We start from the raw sequence: 15,963 nt of genomic DNA, 5'->3' as shown, positions 1-15,963 counted from the left end.
CCTAGTCCAAACAGTGCTCTACCTCCACGATCCTTAACTCCGAGGCTAGCCCTAAAGCTATTTCGGAGAGAACCAGCTATCTCCAAGTTCGTTTGGAATTTCACCTCTACCCACACCTCATCCCAGCATTTTTCAACATACACGGGTTCGGTCCTCCAGTGCGTCTTACCGCACCTTCAACCTGGACATGGGTAGGTCACCTGGTTTCGGGTCTACGTCAACGTACTCATTCGCCCTATTCAGACTCGCTTTCGCTACGGCTCCGGCCTTTACGCCTTAACCTCGCACGCTAACGTAACTCGCCGGTTCATTCTACAAAAGGCACGCCATCACCCATTAACGGGCTCTGACTACTTGTAGGCACATGGTTTCAGGAACTATTTCACTCCCCTCCCGGGGTGCTTTTCACCTTTCCCTCACGGTACTGGTTCACTATCGGTCACTAGGGAGTATTTAGCCTTGGGAGATGGTCCTCCCGGATTCCGACGGAGTTTCACGTGTTCCGCCGTACTCAGGATACTGGGCTGAGGAAACGAAGTTTCGCTTACAGGGCTATCACCTTCTCTGGCTGATCTTCCCAAATCATTCAACTACTTCGTTTCTTGGTAACTCAAATGTCCAGTCCTACAACCCCAAAGAGCAAGCTCTCTGGTTTGGGCTGTTCCCTTTTCGCTCGCCGCTACTCAGGGAATCGAATTTTCTTTCTCTTCCTATGGGTACTTAGATGTTTCAGTTCCCCACGTCTACCTTCGACTGAGCTATGTATTCACTCAGTGATAACAGGTCTTTACTCCTGCTGGGTTTCCCCATTCGGAAATCTCCGGATCACAGTTTACTTACAACTCCCCGAAGCTTATCGCAGTTAGTCACGTCCTTCATCGGCTCCTAGTGCCAAGGCATCCACCATGCGCCCTTAATAACTTAACCTATATTATCTTACGATAATGGTTATGAGTTTAGCGATTAAACATTAATGTTTTAAACTCTTTAAAACGCGGTGTTCTCGGTTATTTTAATTAACAAAGAAATAAAAGATATTATCTAGTTTTCAAAGAACAAGTTTGATAACCAACGTTATCAATGGAGCTTAACGGGATCGAACCGTTGACCTCCTGCGTGCAAAGCAGGCGCTCTCCCAGCTGAGCTAAAGCCCCAAAATATTTATTTAATGGGCCTAAGTGGACTCGAACCACCGACCTCACGCTTATCAGGCGTGCGCTCTAACCAGCTGAGCTATAGGCCCAAATAAGCAACCTTGAGAAAAGTAAATCTCTCAAAACTAAACAAAGTTCGATAAAATGCAGGTTTCCGAAATTATCCTTAGAAAGGAGGTGATCCAGCCGCAGGTTCTCCTACGGCTACCTTGTTACGACTTCACCCCAATCATCTGTCCCACCTTAGACGGCTGGCTCCAAAAGGTTACCCCACCGGCTTTGGGTGTTACAAACTCTCATGGTGTGACGGGCGGTGTGTACAAGGCCCGGGAACGTATTCACCGCGGCATGCTGATCCGCGATTACTAGCGATTCCGACTTCATGTAGGCGAGTTGCAGCCTACAATCCGAACTGAGAACGGCTTTAAGAGATTTGCTAAACCTCGCGGTCTTGCGACTCGTTGTACCGTCCATTGTAGCACGTGTGTAGCCCAGGTCATAAGGGGCATGATGATTTGACGTCATCCCCACCTTCCTCCGGTTTGTCACCGGCAGTCTTGCTAGAGTGCCCAACTTAATGCTGGCAACTAACAATAAGGGTTGCGCTCGTTGCGGGACTTAACCCAACATCTCACGACACGAGCTGACGACAACCATGCACCACCTGTCATTCTGTCCCCGAAGGGAAAGTCCTATCTCTAGGATTGTCAGAAGATGTCAAGACCTGGTAAGGTTCTTCGCGTTGCTTCGAATTAAACCACATGCTCCACCGCTTGTGCGGGCCCCCGTCAATTCCTTTGAGTTTCAACCTTGCGGTCGTACTCCCCAGGCGGAATGCTTATTGCGTTAGCTGCAGCACTGAAGGGCGGAAACCCTCCAACACTTAGCATTCATCGTTTACGGCGTGGACTACCAGGGTATCTAATCCTGTTTGCTACCCACGCTTTCGAACCTCAGCGTCAGTTACAGACCAGAGAGCCGCTTTCGCCACTGGTGTTCTTCCATATATCTACGCATTTCACCGCTACACATGGAGTTCCACTCTCCTCTTCTGCACTCAAGTCTCCCAGTTTCCAATGCACTACTCCGGTTAAGCCGAAGGCTTTCACATCAGACTTAAAAGACCGCCTGCGTTCCCTTTACGCCCAATAAATCCGGATAACGCTTGCCACCTACGTATTACCGCGGCTGCTGGCACGTAGTTAGCCGTGGCTTTCTGGTTAGATACCGTCGAAACGTGAACAGTTACTCTCACGCACTTTCTTCTCTAACAACAGGGTTTTACGATCCGAAGACCTTCTTCACCCACGCGGCGTTGCTCCATCAGGCTTTCGCCCATTGTGGAAGATTCCCTACTGCTGCCTCCCGTAGGAGTTTGGGCCGTGTCTCAGTCCCAATGTGGCCGATCAACCTCTCAGTTCGGCTACGCATCATTGCCTTGGTAAGCCTTTACCTCACCAACTAGCTAATGCGCCGCGGGCCCATCCAAAAGCGGTAGCATAGCCACCTTTTACATAGTTACCATGCGGTAACTATGGTTATGCGGTATTAGCACCTGTTTCCAAGTGTTATCCCCCTCTTTTGGGCAGGTTGCCCACGTGTTACTCACCCGTTCGCCACTCAACTCTTTATCGGTGAGTGCAAGCACTCGGTGATAAAGAAGTTTCGTTCGACTTGCATGTATTAGGCACGCCGCCAGCGTTCATCCTGAGCCAGGATCAAACTCTCAATTTAAAGTTTGTGACTCTTTATTTTTTACTAGCGAATTGACTTCGCAAAATGTTTATTGCTCTTACCACTTAGATAAGAGACCCTGCACATTTGCTTATCGAAACTTTGTTCAGTTTTCAAAGATCTACTTTTTATAAATCAGCTGTTTAGCAACAACTTCTTTATTATATCATCTCGCAGAATCGATGTCAATAATTATTTTTAAATAATTATTTAAGCATCATTTCTAGGCGACTTATTTATCTTACCAAATCATCAAATGATTTGTCAATAAATATTTTAATTTTTTGTTATCGTTGATCTCAACAACAACTCTTATATCTTATCATTATCAACAACTCAATGTCAATAACTTTTTTTAAGTTGTTGTCGTCATCTCAACGACAAATAATATATTACCAAGTCTTACTGCCAACGTCAACAATTTTTTTAAATTTATTTTAAGTGCGTTGTATCATTCCATTTTTGCAGTTCAAATGTTGCCTGATCGTTAGTTTCTAAAACTGTGATCGATGTATTAGCAACTAGTCCTTCACGGCGAATAGTATTAAGATCTTTTCCTAAAAGATATTTGACTCCAAAGGTGATCACTAACGCATGTGCCGTCACTAAGACATTACCTTCTGGATAACGTTTAGCTATCTGGATCAAAGCCCTTTTTACACGTTCTGCTAATTCAGAATAGTTTTCCGCCTTGATCGCACTTCCATCAAAATTGAGTGGATCATTCAAAAACGCCTGCCAAATAGGATCAGCTTGATGTTCAGTCGCTAGGTCACCATCCCAGATCCCAAAATCAAATTCCTTTAGATCATCTAAAGTCTCAAACTGTAACGGCGTCTTAAATTGCGCTACGATATTTTTACCAGTATCTAAAGCACGCTTTTGCGGACTGGAAAAAGCTGCTACAAAATCGATATCAGCTAAAGCTTTACCGGTTTGTTTGGCATCAGCTATGCTTTGGGGCAATAAGGGCGAATCATGGACAGCCCCTTGCAGACGGCCGTCACGATTATACTCAGTTTTACCATGGCGTACTAAATAAAAAGTTGTCATCTCTTATATATCCTTTCGAAAAATCACTTGTTACATTTTACGCTATCCAATTTATTCGTGCAACTTCCGTAACATATTCAACAATACAGCAAGAGACCCATCACGATACAAAATCATGATGGGTCTCTTATCATTTATGCGGCACTGACCGCATTATCCACGATCATCTCAATAATTATGCTTCAGGATCATCTTTTGTGATCTTTTCTAAACCACCCATATATGGACGTAAAGCTTCAGGGATCGTAACCGAACCGTCTTCATTTTGGTAATTTTCCAAAATAGCGGCAACTGTCCGACCAACAGCTAGACCTGAGCCGTTTAGAGTATGCACGAATTGTAATTTGCCATTTTCATCACGGTATTGGATGTGTGCGCGCCGTGCTTGGAAATCTTCACAGTTAGAACAACTTGAGATCTCACGGTAAGTATCTTGCGCTGGCATCCAAACTTCAAGGTCATGTGTCATGGCTGCACTAAAGCCCATATCACCTGTTGATAAAGTGATCACATGGTATGGCAAGCCCAATTTTTCCATGATATCACCGGCATTTTGAGTCATTTTTTCTAATTCATTATATGACTCTTCTGGTTTAGCGAACTTGACCATTTCAACTTTATTGAATTGGTGCATCCGAATAAGACCGCGCGTATCACGTCCTGCACTACCAGCTTCTGAACGGAAGCTTGGTGTCAAAGCTGTAAAGTAGACTGGCAATTGATCTGTTGGGATAACTTCATCACGGTAGTAGTTAGTCAATGGAACTTCCGCAGTTGGGATCAAAGTCATATCTTCACCATTTACTTGGTAAACATCTTCTTTGAACTTAGGGAATTGTCCTGTACCATACATTGTCTTGGCATTTACGATATATGGTGGTAAAACTTCGGTATAACCTTCCTTAGCGTGTTCATCCAACATAAAGTTATAGACTGCCCGTTCCAAACGTGCACCCCAACCTTTATAGTAGACAAAGCGTGCCCCAGAAACTTTAGCCCCACGTTCAAAGTCTAAGATACCTAGATCTTCACCGATATCCCAGTGAGCTTTAGGTTCAAAATCAAATTTACGTGGTGTACCCACTTTACGTAATTCAACGTTGTAATCTTCATCCGGACCAACTGGGATCGTTGCGTTAGGCAAGTTTGGTAAACGCGCAGCCATATCATGGACGATCTCTTCAACTTCAGCTAATTGTGCATCGAGTTGTTTGATCTGGCCACCGACTTCACGCATTGCTGTGATCGCTTCGGTCGCATCTTCTTTGTTACGTTTAGCTTGCGCGATCGCTTCGGATACTTCATTGCGCTTTTGCTTCAAAGATTCTGATTGCACCAAAAGTTCACGGCGTTCTTTATCTTTTGCCAATAATGTATCGATCGTTTCAGCTTCCACACCACGTGTTGCTAAACGAGCTTTGATATCATCTGGATTTTGACGGATCATTTTAATATCTAACATCTTATTGCCCCCTAATTTAGCTAATTATTTTATCTAATCGAAAAAAAGAGCCTTTCCGTCCCCTAAATTGGGACGAAAAGACTCTTTTCGCGGTACCACCCAAGTTCGACATAACGTCGCACTCATATACAAATAACGGTTTTCCCGTGCGGCATTACCCGCCCATACAAGGTTACGCTGGAGTTTCGGCGTCATGGTTTGCAGCGACCACCATGTCTCTGTCATGCCTACTTATGGCGAACTCAGATGTTTCGATTATTTATACCAGTATCATAATATTTATTTTGCAAAATAGCAAGTCTATTCTAGACTTTCATCGATTTTTTCTTGCATTTCCATTTTTTCTTTGGAAATATCATGTGGGGTCAGATCCACTTCATCCAATGGAATAACTTTAGTCTTATATTTGATCTTATAGTAAGCATACAAGATGATGAACAATGGAACTGACATATAGGAGACCCCGATCGCTTGCCAGTTAAAGTCCTTGAATGATTGGATATCTTGGCCGATGATGACTAAGATACACAAGATCAAGGCTAGGATCGGACCAAATGGGAACCACTTAGCCTTGTATTTCAACTCACTTAAGTCATGACCTTGCGCTTTGAAAGCACGGCGGAAACGATAATGCGAGACCGCGATCCCGATCCAAGCGATAAAACCAGTCAAACCACTAGCACTCACTAAGAAAGTATAGACTTGATTACCAAAGATACTTGCTAAAAATGTAAATAGACCAACGAGCGTCGTCCCGAGCAAAGCAAAGATCGGGATCCCACGGGAGTTGACCCGCGAAAACATCTTCGGTGCATCGCCATCGACACCTAAAGCAAACAACATCCGGGTCGAGGCATACATCCCTGAGTTAGCCGCCGATAAGACCGAAGTCAAAATAACAGCATTCATCACCGAAGCAGCGGAAGCAAGACCGGCCCGCTTAAAGACTAAGGTAAATGGACTGATCGCAATATCGCTTGCTTCAGAACCTAATAAGTTTGGACTCGTATAAGGAATGATGCAGGCGATCACAAAGATCGAAAGGATATAGAAGAGCAAGATCCGCCAAAAGACTTGTTTGATCGCTTTTGGTAAACTCTTTTCAGGATCTTTAGTCTCACCGGCTGTGATCCCGATCAATTCAGTCCCTTGAAAAGAGAACCCGGCTACAACAAAGACGCTCAAGATCGTTGGGATCCCCCCAACAAATGGGGCATCACCTTTGGTAAAGTTTTCTAAGTAAGTTGCATGCCCACCTAAAATACCAAAGATCGTTAGTAACCCAACTGCTAAAAAGACGACAACTGTTACGACTTTGATCAAAGCCATCCAGTATTCAGCTTCACCAAAAGATTTAACTGATAAGGCATTGATAAAAAAGATAAGTAGTAATGCTGATAAACTAAAGACCCAAGCTGGAACATGTGGGAACCAAAATTTCAAAACTAAGGCGACCGTCGAGATATCAACCGCTAATGTGATCGCCCAGTTGAACCAATAATTCCATCCCATCGCAAAACCAAATGCCGGATCAACAAAGCGGCGCGCATAAGTCGCAAACGAACCTGTCACCGGAAGATAAGTTGCCATCTCCCCTAAAGATGTCATCAAAAAGTAGACCATCAGACCGATCCCTAGATACGCCACCAAAGCGCCACCAGGTCCCGCGGTCGAGATCGCTGAGCCACTGGCCACAAATAAACCAGTCCCGATACTACCACCAAGTGCGATCATCGACAAATGTCTTGTCTTCAATGACCGCTTCATTGTATTCTTCTCTGCCATGAAAATTCCTCCTATTTTTTAGAGAAGTCGTGCAAGCATATAAAAAGCGCACCTCCGAGACATCGAAAGTGCGCTTTGATCATCTATCAATTCATTCTTGTAGCAAACTGCCACTCATCTCGATAGCGCTCCGTAGTTACAACTACGACAGTTCCCGATCTCTTAAACCGGGCCCCAGCCTAGACAAAATAAAGTTTGCCCAGCTTCGGCAAATTCCCCTTTCACTAGGTTTCAGCGTTGCTTTATCAACTCCACCTAGCTACTGATGGTTTTTGCGACCTCTTCTTCGACGTTTTCAATTTCCAATTTTAACTTGGATGCGATCTAATTGCAAGACATATCTTTAATTTTGTCCCTCCGCTTGCTCGATCTGAGCATGTAGATCAGCGATCGCCAAGTCTTTTGCTAAAAATTCTTGATCTGCCACTGGGAAATGTTGCTCGATCGTAGCAAACGGCTGCAATTGGACCGTAGCTTGCTCGATCTCAAAATCAAGTAAGTGGCCCCCCATTGACTTATCATCGGCTAAGAAATGCAAGTGATAGCCGGCTGCTGCCATCCCTTGAAACATTTCTGGTGCAAAATAACCAATGACCGTACCCGTGATCGCTTCAGCATCAAACAAAGCCTGTTCATCCGCTACCTGCGTCAAGGTCTTATAGGGCCGGGTTTGCTTTTCGACCGCACGTGTCTTAACTTTGTTAAAGCGCCCCGTGATCTTAACTGCAAAGAACAGATTTTTGTACGGATAATTAGCCAAGATCTGCTCACCTAGCTGCTTTTGCGTCAAAGCTCTAACTGTAAACGTATCTTTGGCTTGATCAAAGTGGACCGTAGCAAAAGGCACTTTTTCCTCGGGCTTTAAGATCCGGACCTCACCTGTGCTTTGGACCAAATAAGGTGTGTGATCTAACAAGACCATTTCACCATCCAGCCCACTGGCTGTCCCGATCCCAAAATCGCCATGCTCTAACAGGTCAGCTACCGTCAATGTGCCTTCAAACAGACCGGGAACTAACATCCCTAAAGTCCCATGTTGATAGACACGACTTTCATATTTTTCCATATATCCTCTACCTCGATCAGTGTAATTGGTCTTCCAAGATCGTCTTACCTAATTCTTGGTTGAAACTGTAATCGACCGGTACATCCACGATCGTTGGTCCCTTTTCTTTGAAGGCCTTATCTAATACTTCTTCTAATTCAGAAGCTTTATTGACGCGATAACCTTTAGCGCCAAAGCTTTCTGCATATTTCACGAAATCGACGGGGCCAAATTTAACAGCGGCCGACTTACCATATTTCATCTCTTCTTGGAATTTGACCATATCGTAGTTACCGTCATTCCAAATAATGTGCACGATATTTAAATCCAACCGGACTGCCGTTTCCAAGTCTTGGGATGAGAACAAGAAACCACCGTCCCCTGAAACCGAGACCACTTTGGTATTCGGACGGACCAAAGCCGCGGAGATCGCCCACGGTAAAGCGACCCCTAATGTTTGCATCCCGTTACTAAAGAGCAAGTGGCGTGGTTCATAACTTCTAAAGTGACGGGCCATCCAAATATAGAAACTACCAACGTCAACTGTCACGGTCATTTCATCTGTGACCCGATCTTGTAAAGCTTGGATGATGCTCAATGGATGACTTTGAACTTGATCTTTGGTCACTTCAGGCGGAACGTCACGTTTTTCCAAAGTCTTACGCAATGAATCTAAGTAAGCCTTTGATTCTTCTGGGACCGAGTAGCCCTTCATGTACGGCAACAAGAAATCTAATGTTTGCGAAATGTCACCAACTAATTCACGTTCTGGTTGATAATTCTTGTCGATCTCAGCTCGCATCGAGTCGATAACTACGATGTTGGCACTACGATCAGAGTTCCAATTGCGTGGCTCGTATTCGATCGGATCATAACCGATCGCGATCACAAGGTCACTTTTCTTGAGCAATTGATCCCCAGGTTGATTTCTAAATAAACCGACCCGGCCAAAGAAATCATCTTCCAATTCACGTGGGATGATCCCTGCACCTTGGAAGGTCTCAACTACTGGTAAATGTGTCGCAGCGATCAAACGGCGGATTGCATCCGTTGTTTCAGGATCAGAAGCCCGCATCCCTAACAAGAGAACTGGTAGCTTGGCTGCTTTGATACGTTGGGAAAGCAAAGTCGATTCGATCGGACTAGCTGGTCCCAATTTAGGTGCTTCAAGTGGTTCGATCACACTGGTCTTGACCTTACCATCTGTCACGTCTTGTGGTACTGAGACAAAACTTGCACCTTGTTTAGAGGCTTCAGCTTCTTGATAAGCATTAGCGATCACTTCGGAAACATTTTCCGGTTCTTGAACTTCTGCACTGTATTTTGTGATCGGTTCAAACAAAGCTGCATTTTTCATGCTTTGGTGCGTCAAACGCAAGAGGTCAGTCCGTTGTACTTGCCCCGCGATCGCTAAAACAGGATCTCCTTCCGCTGTGGCAGTTACCAGACCAGTTGCTAAGTTAGAAGCACCCGGACCTGACGTTGCGATCACGACCCCAGGTTTCCCTGTGATCCGCCCTACACCAGCAGCCATGAAAGCCGCATTTTGTTCATGACGCGTCAAAACAAACTTTGGCGTACGTGGATCTTTAGGATGTTCAAGCAATTCAAAAACCCGGTCGATCTTAGCTCCCGGGATCCCAAAAACAAATTTAACATCATGGTTGATCAAGCTATCAACGATCGCATCCGCGCCGTAATATTCTTTTTCCGACACACTTAATTCCCCCTACTCAATTTTAAACGTTTTCTTACTTCTAGTTATAACTATATACATAACACAATTTATTTTCAAGTAGAGTGCAAGCCAAAGCGTATGCCTCATTTACAGCTAAACAAAAAACGCGCCGGGATCTTCCGTACGCGTTTAGCTTATAATTTCAAACTATTTTTTATCTTCTTGATCAAGGCTTCGATCTGGTCGGGGTCGCCCCCACCCAAATGATTCCAATCGATCCGGGGAATTATCTTGGTGTTAAAAGTCTCACATAGCAATTGATAGATCGTGACTTGGGATAATTGCTTTATCCAAAGCGCATCCGCTGTGGCAAAAGCCCGTTGGATCGCACTACTGCCCTCCTTAGCCAAAGGTTTAAAATCCGAAAAAACTGCATTGAATAGGTCAGTGCTTGGATAAGATTCCAGTGGCCCTTCGACTACTTCAACGATCTGGGCTAAGTCGATCTCAGCTGGATCACGAGCTAATCTAAAACCACCATTATTGCCGGAAGCAGACGTCACTAAGCCCCCAACGACCAACTTGCGCATTAATTTACGCAGATAGGTCTGTGAGCCTTTGAGTCGGGCGTTGATCACAGTTGAGGATAAGGGAATATCTTGTTCTTGCGTCGCTAGCAACGCTAAAATACAAACTGATTGTTCAAACCCTCGCTTTAACTGCATACTTTCACCCCCTATAGCTGTTTATAAAATAGCAATTGTGAACAATTTTCTTGGACAACGAACCACTCGTTGACAACGTATCTTTCGATGACTTCAAAGCCACAGCGCTCAAGTAATTTGATCGAGGCCTGATTTCGCTTAGCAACTCGTGCTTCTAGACCGACCGCTCCTTTGCTTTGAGCGAAATAGCTAAGTGCCTTAAGCGCTTCGGTCATATAGCCCTTGTGCCAATAGTTTTGATTTAGCACATAGCCTACTTCAAAGACAAGTCCAGCTTGGTGGGCGGGAACTTCATAGAGACCGATATTGCCAATGACTTTTTGCTGTCCTTTGAGTTCGATCACAAAATGCTTTTTACTTTGTAACATCTTCCCAAAAAATAGCGCCTGCATCAAAGTCTCACACGGCATAAAGCCTGCATCTTTAGCCACCTGCTTTTGACTAGTGTATTCTAAAACATCAGCTGCATCTAGTGGATCAAAGGTCCTCAACAAAAGGCGCCTTGTCTCTAACATCGCACCCACCTCGTTTGGCGACATTCATTATCTAAATTATACGCTTGCCGCACTTTAATTGCCATCATCTACCCGGTTTATTTTGATCATTTTGTCGCTTTTTGCTCCGCGCTTCAAAGGTGTAATCCAAATTCGTCACTTTTTGCGGGCGCGTTGCTAAAAATAAGCAAATGATCTCACCGACGACTGTTAAAGCTAAAACAACATAGAGCACGGGGATCTCAGCATCTCGAAAACGCCGGATCAACCCAGTAACCATTTCTAAAATATAAAAACACATCAAAAAATAAACCATGATCTCCATTGCCATCATCGCAGAATCTGGCGCCACCGACTGCCAAATTTGGACAATAAGCGCAAGTGGGAACGTCAACAAGACCGTCAACATCGTGATCCCTAAATACCCCCACCAAAAGTCTGCTCGTCCCATCCGTTTATCAGTCCTGAACGTGTCACGTAACATCAATTTAGTAGAAGCGATCAAGTTAGGCTCGGGATTCTCATTTTTTCCAAAAGTCCGTTTTTCTTGAGCTTCTTTGGCTTCAGCTTGTCTTTTAGCTAGATATTTCTCATTTTCTGCTCTGATCTGATCAACTAATTCGGCTAGACTCTGTGCATCTTTTTCAAGCTTAGGCTCAGGCGTGGTCTCAACCTCTTTTTCCTCAGCTTCTCTTGGCGTCTCACGGTACTCAAAGATCGCTTGATCATGCCCACAATAAGGACAATAGTTAGCATTGACGGGGATCTTTTCGTTACACTTGCGACAAGGTTTTTTCTCACCTTCCAGCTCACGTTCTTGTAAGACACCGCAATAAGGGCAATGCATGCGCGCTTCATCGATCTCACGACCACAGCGTTGACAATAAACCATAATTTTTTTGCATCCTTTCGTTACTCGTTTTTACCATTATAACGTAATTTCTTTTAGTGGGTCTAATAAGCTTAAACCTTTAAATCGCTTTAAGTAGCGCCTGACCCTTGTTATAATGATTCACGAACATACTTTAATAAATTATTAAAATTTATACTGTGATAATTTGCTAAAATTAATATGTTTAGTATTTTAAATAGATAAAGGGGTAGTTTTAATATGCTGCATACAGCACTACTTATGCTCGGTGTCGGTATCTTTGCCGGCATCATGGGATCTATTCTCGGGATCGGTGGTGGGATGATCGTTACCCCGATCGTCACTCTCGCTATGGGTCTTGATATCAAATATGCGATCGGAGCTAGTATCATCGCTGTTATCGCGACCAGTTCCGGGTCAACGATCGCTTTTCTAAAAGATGATGTGTTGAATTTACGGGTCGCGATGTTTCTTGAGATCGCAACTACGATCGGGGCGATCATCGGAGCCCTATTGACCGGGGCCTTTGATCCGATGATCTTATATATTCTCTTTGGTAGTCTGTTGGTCTTTTCCAGCTGGAACATGTACCGTAAAATGCGCAGTGGCCAAGAAGTCTTACAACACGTCACCGCTGATAAATGGGCCGAAAAATTCAATCTTAATAGCTCTTATTATGACAAAAACACCAAACAGCAGGTCGATTATCAAGTGGAAAATGTTCCCGGTGGTTTCTTGATCATGCTGGGAGCAGGGCTAGCGTCTGGGATGCTTGGGATCGGTTCGGGTGCCTTTAAAGTCATGGCAATGGACGGGGCGATGAAAATGCCACTCAAACCTTCAAGTGCTACCAGTAATTTAATGATGGGCGTTACGGCTGCAGCTAGTGCAACGGTCTACTTCTTTAACGGTTCGATCAGACCTGATCTAGCAGTTCCCTTAGCCTTAGGGATCTTAGGCGGTTCAACGATTGGGACCCGGATCATGCAGGTCTTACCTTCAAAGATCATTCGCTTGATCTTTATCCCGATCCTACTTTACTTAGGATTACAAATGATTCTTAAAGGATTTGGGGTGGCGATCTAAAATGTCAAAAAATAACTCTACACGCAAAGAAATGTTAGAAGTCGAGCTCGTGATCGGTAAAATAATGCGGATCGGTGTCTTATTCTCAGCTGCCGTAATGATCTTAGGCTTTGCTATGTTTTTGATCACAGGCAACAGTGGTTATCCGGCCACGAGCTTTCCAACTACTCTACCTGCGATCTGGCAGGGACTCATTAGCTTTAAGGCGTACGCTTATATGATGGCTGGGATCTATCTTTTGATCTTGACCCCGGTCTTACGCGTTGTGATCTCTATCTATGCCTTTTACCAAGAAAAAGATATGCTTTACGTCAAAATAACCAGTTTGGTCTTGTTGATCTTGATCATTAGCGTTATCGTAGGCCACCACTGATTTTAAAGAAAGGACTAATTTTATGCCAAACAACAATCAAAATCACCCTGATGACCGCTCCACTAGCTCTAGCGCTGCGATCCCAAGTCGCCGTGAGACTTATCGTAATCAAATAACACACAAAGCTCGAAAACAGCGCCACGCAAAGCCTAGTTCAAAGCGCCGGGGATGTTTCTTTTGGACACTATTAGTCACTGTGGTCGCACTGATCTTTGGCGGGCGCTATGCTTATCAAAAATATACCAGTGCTAAAAAAGCAGCAGATTCGATCTATAATTCTTCAAATATCAAAAAAGCGCGTGATGTGAATTCGACCTTAAAAGATGGGCACCCGATCTCGGTCCTTTTGATGGGGACTGATACTGGTGCTTTAGGTCGGACTTTCAAAGGGCGGACTGACACGATGATCGTGGCCGTGCTGAATCCCGAGAAAAAGAAAATGACCGTGGTCAGCCTGCCGCGTGACGCTGAAGTAGCTGTCTCGGGCTATGAAGAATACTTCCCAAGCAAACTAAATTCTGCCTATGAATACGGTGGTTCAGCCACAGCTGTTAAGACTGTCCAAAAATATCTCAACGTCCCGATCGACTTTTACGCGACGATCAATATGGGCGGTTTGGAAAAACTGATCAATGCCGTTGGGGGCGTTGATGTCGACCCACTACTAACATTCACCTATGACGGGCAAAGCTTTGAAAAAGGCAAAAAGACCCATATGGACGGCAAACGTGCTTTAGCTTACGTACGTATGCGCTATGATGATCCTGACGGTGATTATGGTCGGCAAGCGCGCCAACGCCAAGTCTTGACACAAGTTGCATTTAAGGGTGCCGATCTGACCAACTTGATCAATGAGAAATTCCTCTCCACGATCTCAAAACAAATGGTGACTGATCTGAGCTTTGATGATCTCGTGATCTTAGGTAGCAAATATCGCGTTGCCACTCACGACATGCAGACCGACAGCTTACGGGGCCAAGGCCAAATGATCAACGGTGAATCATTTGAAGTACCTACAACAGAAGAAAAACAACGGATCACCGATCTTTTACGTTCAGCTCTCAACTTAAAGCAAGCTTCGACTGGGAATACTCTTTCTGATTCCGCTCAGATCGACATTGAAAGTAATTAAAATAAGAGTCAGCGTCGTATAAATAATAGGGACCCCACTATGATTTAAAATCATAATGGGGTCCCTATTATTTACGCTCGCACTTGGGGCATATCTTTTGACCTATTTTTTAGCTAAATTAAACTGAGCTACCACAATAACAAAGAGCGTTGCAAGCCCCATCATGGCGATCATCACGGTAAATAGCATATTGTACGATGAATTATCCACGATCAAGCCACCAGCTAAGGGACCGATCGCCCGCCCTAAAGCAGCAAAAACACTGACCGCGCCCTGATATTTACCCTTTTCACTTAAGGTACTCAAGTTATCAACAACAGCTGGGATCGTTGGGAAAGTCAAGATCTCACCCAAGGTCACGATGACCATCGTCAGGATAAAGTGAGGATAATCAGTCGCAAATAATAAGGTGAAAAAGCCAAGGACAAAGATCGCTGCCCCTAAATAGAGCTTATAGATCAGTTTTATCTTTAAAATATCATCCAGTAGCTTATTTAGTAGTGGCTGACCACAGACGATCACGATCCCATTGATCGTCCACAAGAAACCATAACTCTTAACGGAGATCCCCAATGATTCCATGTAGATCGACAAGTTGCTCTGCCATTGTGAATAACCGGTCTCGATCGCAAAGAAAAGAACTAAGATTGCTCCGATGACCCAAACATAGCGTAATGGCGTCTTATCATGTCCCTTTTTAGTCGCCTGTTCTTTGACCAAAGCAGCTTCGGGCACATAATAATGGTGGTAGACCACAAGCCAAAAGAAAGCAAACAAGATAAAGTTGATGATAAAGATCCACTCGATACTTATCTCAACGAGTAGCCCAACAAGTAACGTACCGATCACGACACCGACATTTTGCATGAAATACAACATGTTAAAAACTTGGCGTGAACTTTTTTCTTTGATCCCAGTGGCTAACGAGTTTTCGATCGTGATCGCGATCCCCCCACCAAAGTTATCCAAAAGTAACAATATCGCAAATGTCGGCCAACCGTTGAAAAAGATCAATAAAAAGACCGCTAACGTCGATAAAAAGATCGCTCCTAACAACCAACGCCGAGCATTTTTACGATCTTTATCATACATCCGGCCACCTAAATAACTACCAGCGATCAACGCTAGCGAATTGATAAAGAGCACTATCCCAGCCGTAGTCAAACTTTGGCCAAGATAGTTGTGCATGTAGATCGTAGTCAGCGGCCATAATAAACTACTACCGACCGAAACGATAAAATTACCGCATAATAACCAGCTTAATTTTAATTCCCTTTTAGCCATAATTTCCCCCTAAATAACAAAAAAGAGACCGTACAAGACAGCCTCTTTTCGATTCAAAAGTCTAAGCGTTATGACTTAGACCACTTA

At 44.2% G+C, this 15,963-nt stretch carries 12 protein-coding genes, 2 tRNA genes, 2 rRNA genes and 1 riboswitch (1 of these 17 cut by a window edge); of the genes, 3 read left to right on the top strand and 13 right to left on the bottom strand.

Annotation, left to right across the window (positions count from 1 at the left end):
- From GSR62_RS01165 to GSR62_RS01110, 12 genes are all read right to left on the bottom strand, one after another.
- Window positions 1-927: ribosomal RNA gene (locus tag GSR62_RS01165) — 23S ribosomal RNA — on the bottom strand; it reaches 1,990 nt to the left of the window's first position.
- 154 nt (window positions 928-1,081) lie between these two features.
- Window positions 1,082-1,154 (bottom strand) — tRNA-Ala (locus tag GSR62_RS01160).
- A gap of 15 nt (window positions 1,155-1,169) precedes the next feature.
- Window positions 1,170-1,243: transfer RNA gene (locus tag GSR62_RS01155), tRNA-Ile, on the bottom strand.
- An 81-nt stretch (window positions 1,244-1,324) separates the two neighbouring features.
- A 16S ribosomal RNA gene (locus GSR62_RS01150) occupies window positions 1,325-2,888 on the bottom strand.
- The 16S and 23S rRNA genes sit together here with 2 tRNA genes alongside, the layout of an rRNA operon.
- 432 nt (window positions 2,889-3,320) lie before the next feature.
- Window positions 3,321-3,941 carry a histidine phosphatase family protein gene (locus GSR62_RS01145; RefSeq protein ID WP_066023913.1) on the bottom strand — a complete coding sequence of 207 codons (621 nt, stop codon included), beginning with the start codon at window positions 3,939-3,941 and terminating at the stop codon, window positions 3,321-3,323.
- A 175-nt stretch (window positions 3,942-4,116) separates the two neighbouring features.
- Window positions 4,117-5,403 (bottom strand): serine--tRNA ligase, encoded by a 1,287-nt coding sequence (gene serS / locus GSR62_RS01140; RefSeq protein ID WP_010690378.1) that lies wholly within the window; start codon window positions 5,401-5,403, stop codon window positions 4,117-4,119.
- A 300-nt stretch (window positions 5,404-5,703) separates the two neighbouring features.
- Entirely contained in the window at window positions 5,704-7,188 is a 1,485-nt protein-coding gene (locus GSR62_RS01135; protein ID WP_035446886.1) for an amino acid permease, read from the bottom strand.
- 115 nt (window positions 7,189-7,303) lie between these two features.
- Window positions 7,304-7,480: riboswitch (Lysine riboswitch) on the bottom strand.
- Between the two features lie 51 nt (window positions 7,481-7,531).
- Window positions 7,532-8,254, bottom strand: a complete 723-nt coding sequence (gene budA, locus GSR62_RS01130; RefSeq protein WP_010690376.1) for an acetolactate decarboxylase — start codon at window positions 8,252-8,254, stop codon at window positions 7,532-7,534.
- A gap of 16 nt (window positions 8,255-8,270) precedes the next feature.
- A complete protein-coding gene (gene alsS, locus GSR62_RS01125) occupies window positions 8,271-9,950 on the bottom strand; it encodes an acetolactate synthase AlsS (protein WP_066023912.1) in 1,680 nt (559 codons plus the stop codon).
- A 155-nt stretch (window positions 9,951-10,105) separates the two neighbouring features.
- Entirely contained in the window at window positions 10,106-10,636 is a 531-nt protein-coding gene (locus GSR62_RS01120) for an Rrf2 family transcriptional regulator (protein ID WP_010690374.1), read from the bottom strand.
- Between the two features lie 11 nt (window positions 10,637-10,647).
- Complete coding sequence (locus tag GSR62_RS01115) at window positions 10,648-11,151, bottom strand: GNAT family N-acetyltransferase (protein ID WP_035446881.1); 504 nt, start codon at window positions 11,149-11,151, stop codon at window positions 10,648-10,650.
- A gap of 64 nt (window positions 11,152-11,215) precedes the next feature.
- On the bottom strand, window positions 11,216-12,022 hold the full coding sequence (locus GSR62_RS01110; RefSeq protein WP_010690370.1) for a zinc ribbon domain-containing protein: 807 nt from the start codon (window positions 12,020-12,022) through the stop codon (window positions 11,216-11,218).
- A 219-nt stretch (window positions 12,023-12,241) separates the two neighbouring features.
- Here GSR62_RS01110 and GSR62_RS01105 point away from each other — a divergent pair, with 219 nt between their 5' ends.
- Genes GSR62_RS01105 through GSR62_RS01095 form a run of 3 tightly spaced genes read left to right on the top strand, consistent with a single transcriptional unit; the run spans window position 12,242 to window position 14,592 of the window.
- Window positions 12,242-13,087: a sulfite exporter TauE/SafE family protein gene (locus GSR62_RS01105; RefSeq protein WP_010690367.1), complete on the top strand. Its 846-nt coding sequence runs from the start codon at window positions 12,242-12,244 to the stop codon at window positions 13,085-13,087.
- 1 nt (window position 13,088) lies between these two features.
- Window positions 13,089-13,460, top strand: coding sequence for a DUF1634 domain-containing protein (locus tag GSR62_RS01100; RefSeq protein WP_010690366.1), 372 nt, complete (start codon window positions 13,089-13,091; stop codon window positions 13,458-13,460).
- Between the two features lie 22 nt (window positions 13,461-13,482).
- Complete coding sequence (locus GSR62_RS01095; RefSeq protein WP_136344550.1) at window positions 13,483-14,592, top strand: LCP family protein; 1,110 nt, start codon at window positions 13,483-13,485, stop codon at window positions 14,590-14,592.
- A gap of 102 nt (window positions 14,593-14,694) precedes the next feature.
- On the opposite strand, the gene GSR62_RS01090 is transcribed toward GSR62_RS01095, so the two are convergent.
- The gene (locus GSR62_RS01090) at window positions 14,695-15,876 is read right to left on the bottom strand and encodes an MDR family MFS transporter (protein ID WP_010690364.1); all 1,182 of its coding nucleotides are present in this window, start codon (window positions 15,874-15,876) and stop codon (window positions 14,695-14,697) included.
- Between the last annotated feature and the right edge of the window lie 87 nt (window positions 15,877-15,963).

The sequence above is a fragment of the Ligilactobacillus animalis genome, assembly GCF_009933595.1.
Classification (GTDB): Bacteria; Bacillota; Bacilli; order Lactobacillales; family Lactobacillaceae; genus Ligilactobacillus; species Ligilactobacillus animalis.
The sequence above is the reverse complement of the archived record's forward strand: the minus strand, read 5'-3'. Positions and strand labels throughout refer to the sequence as shown.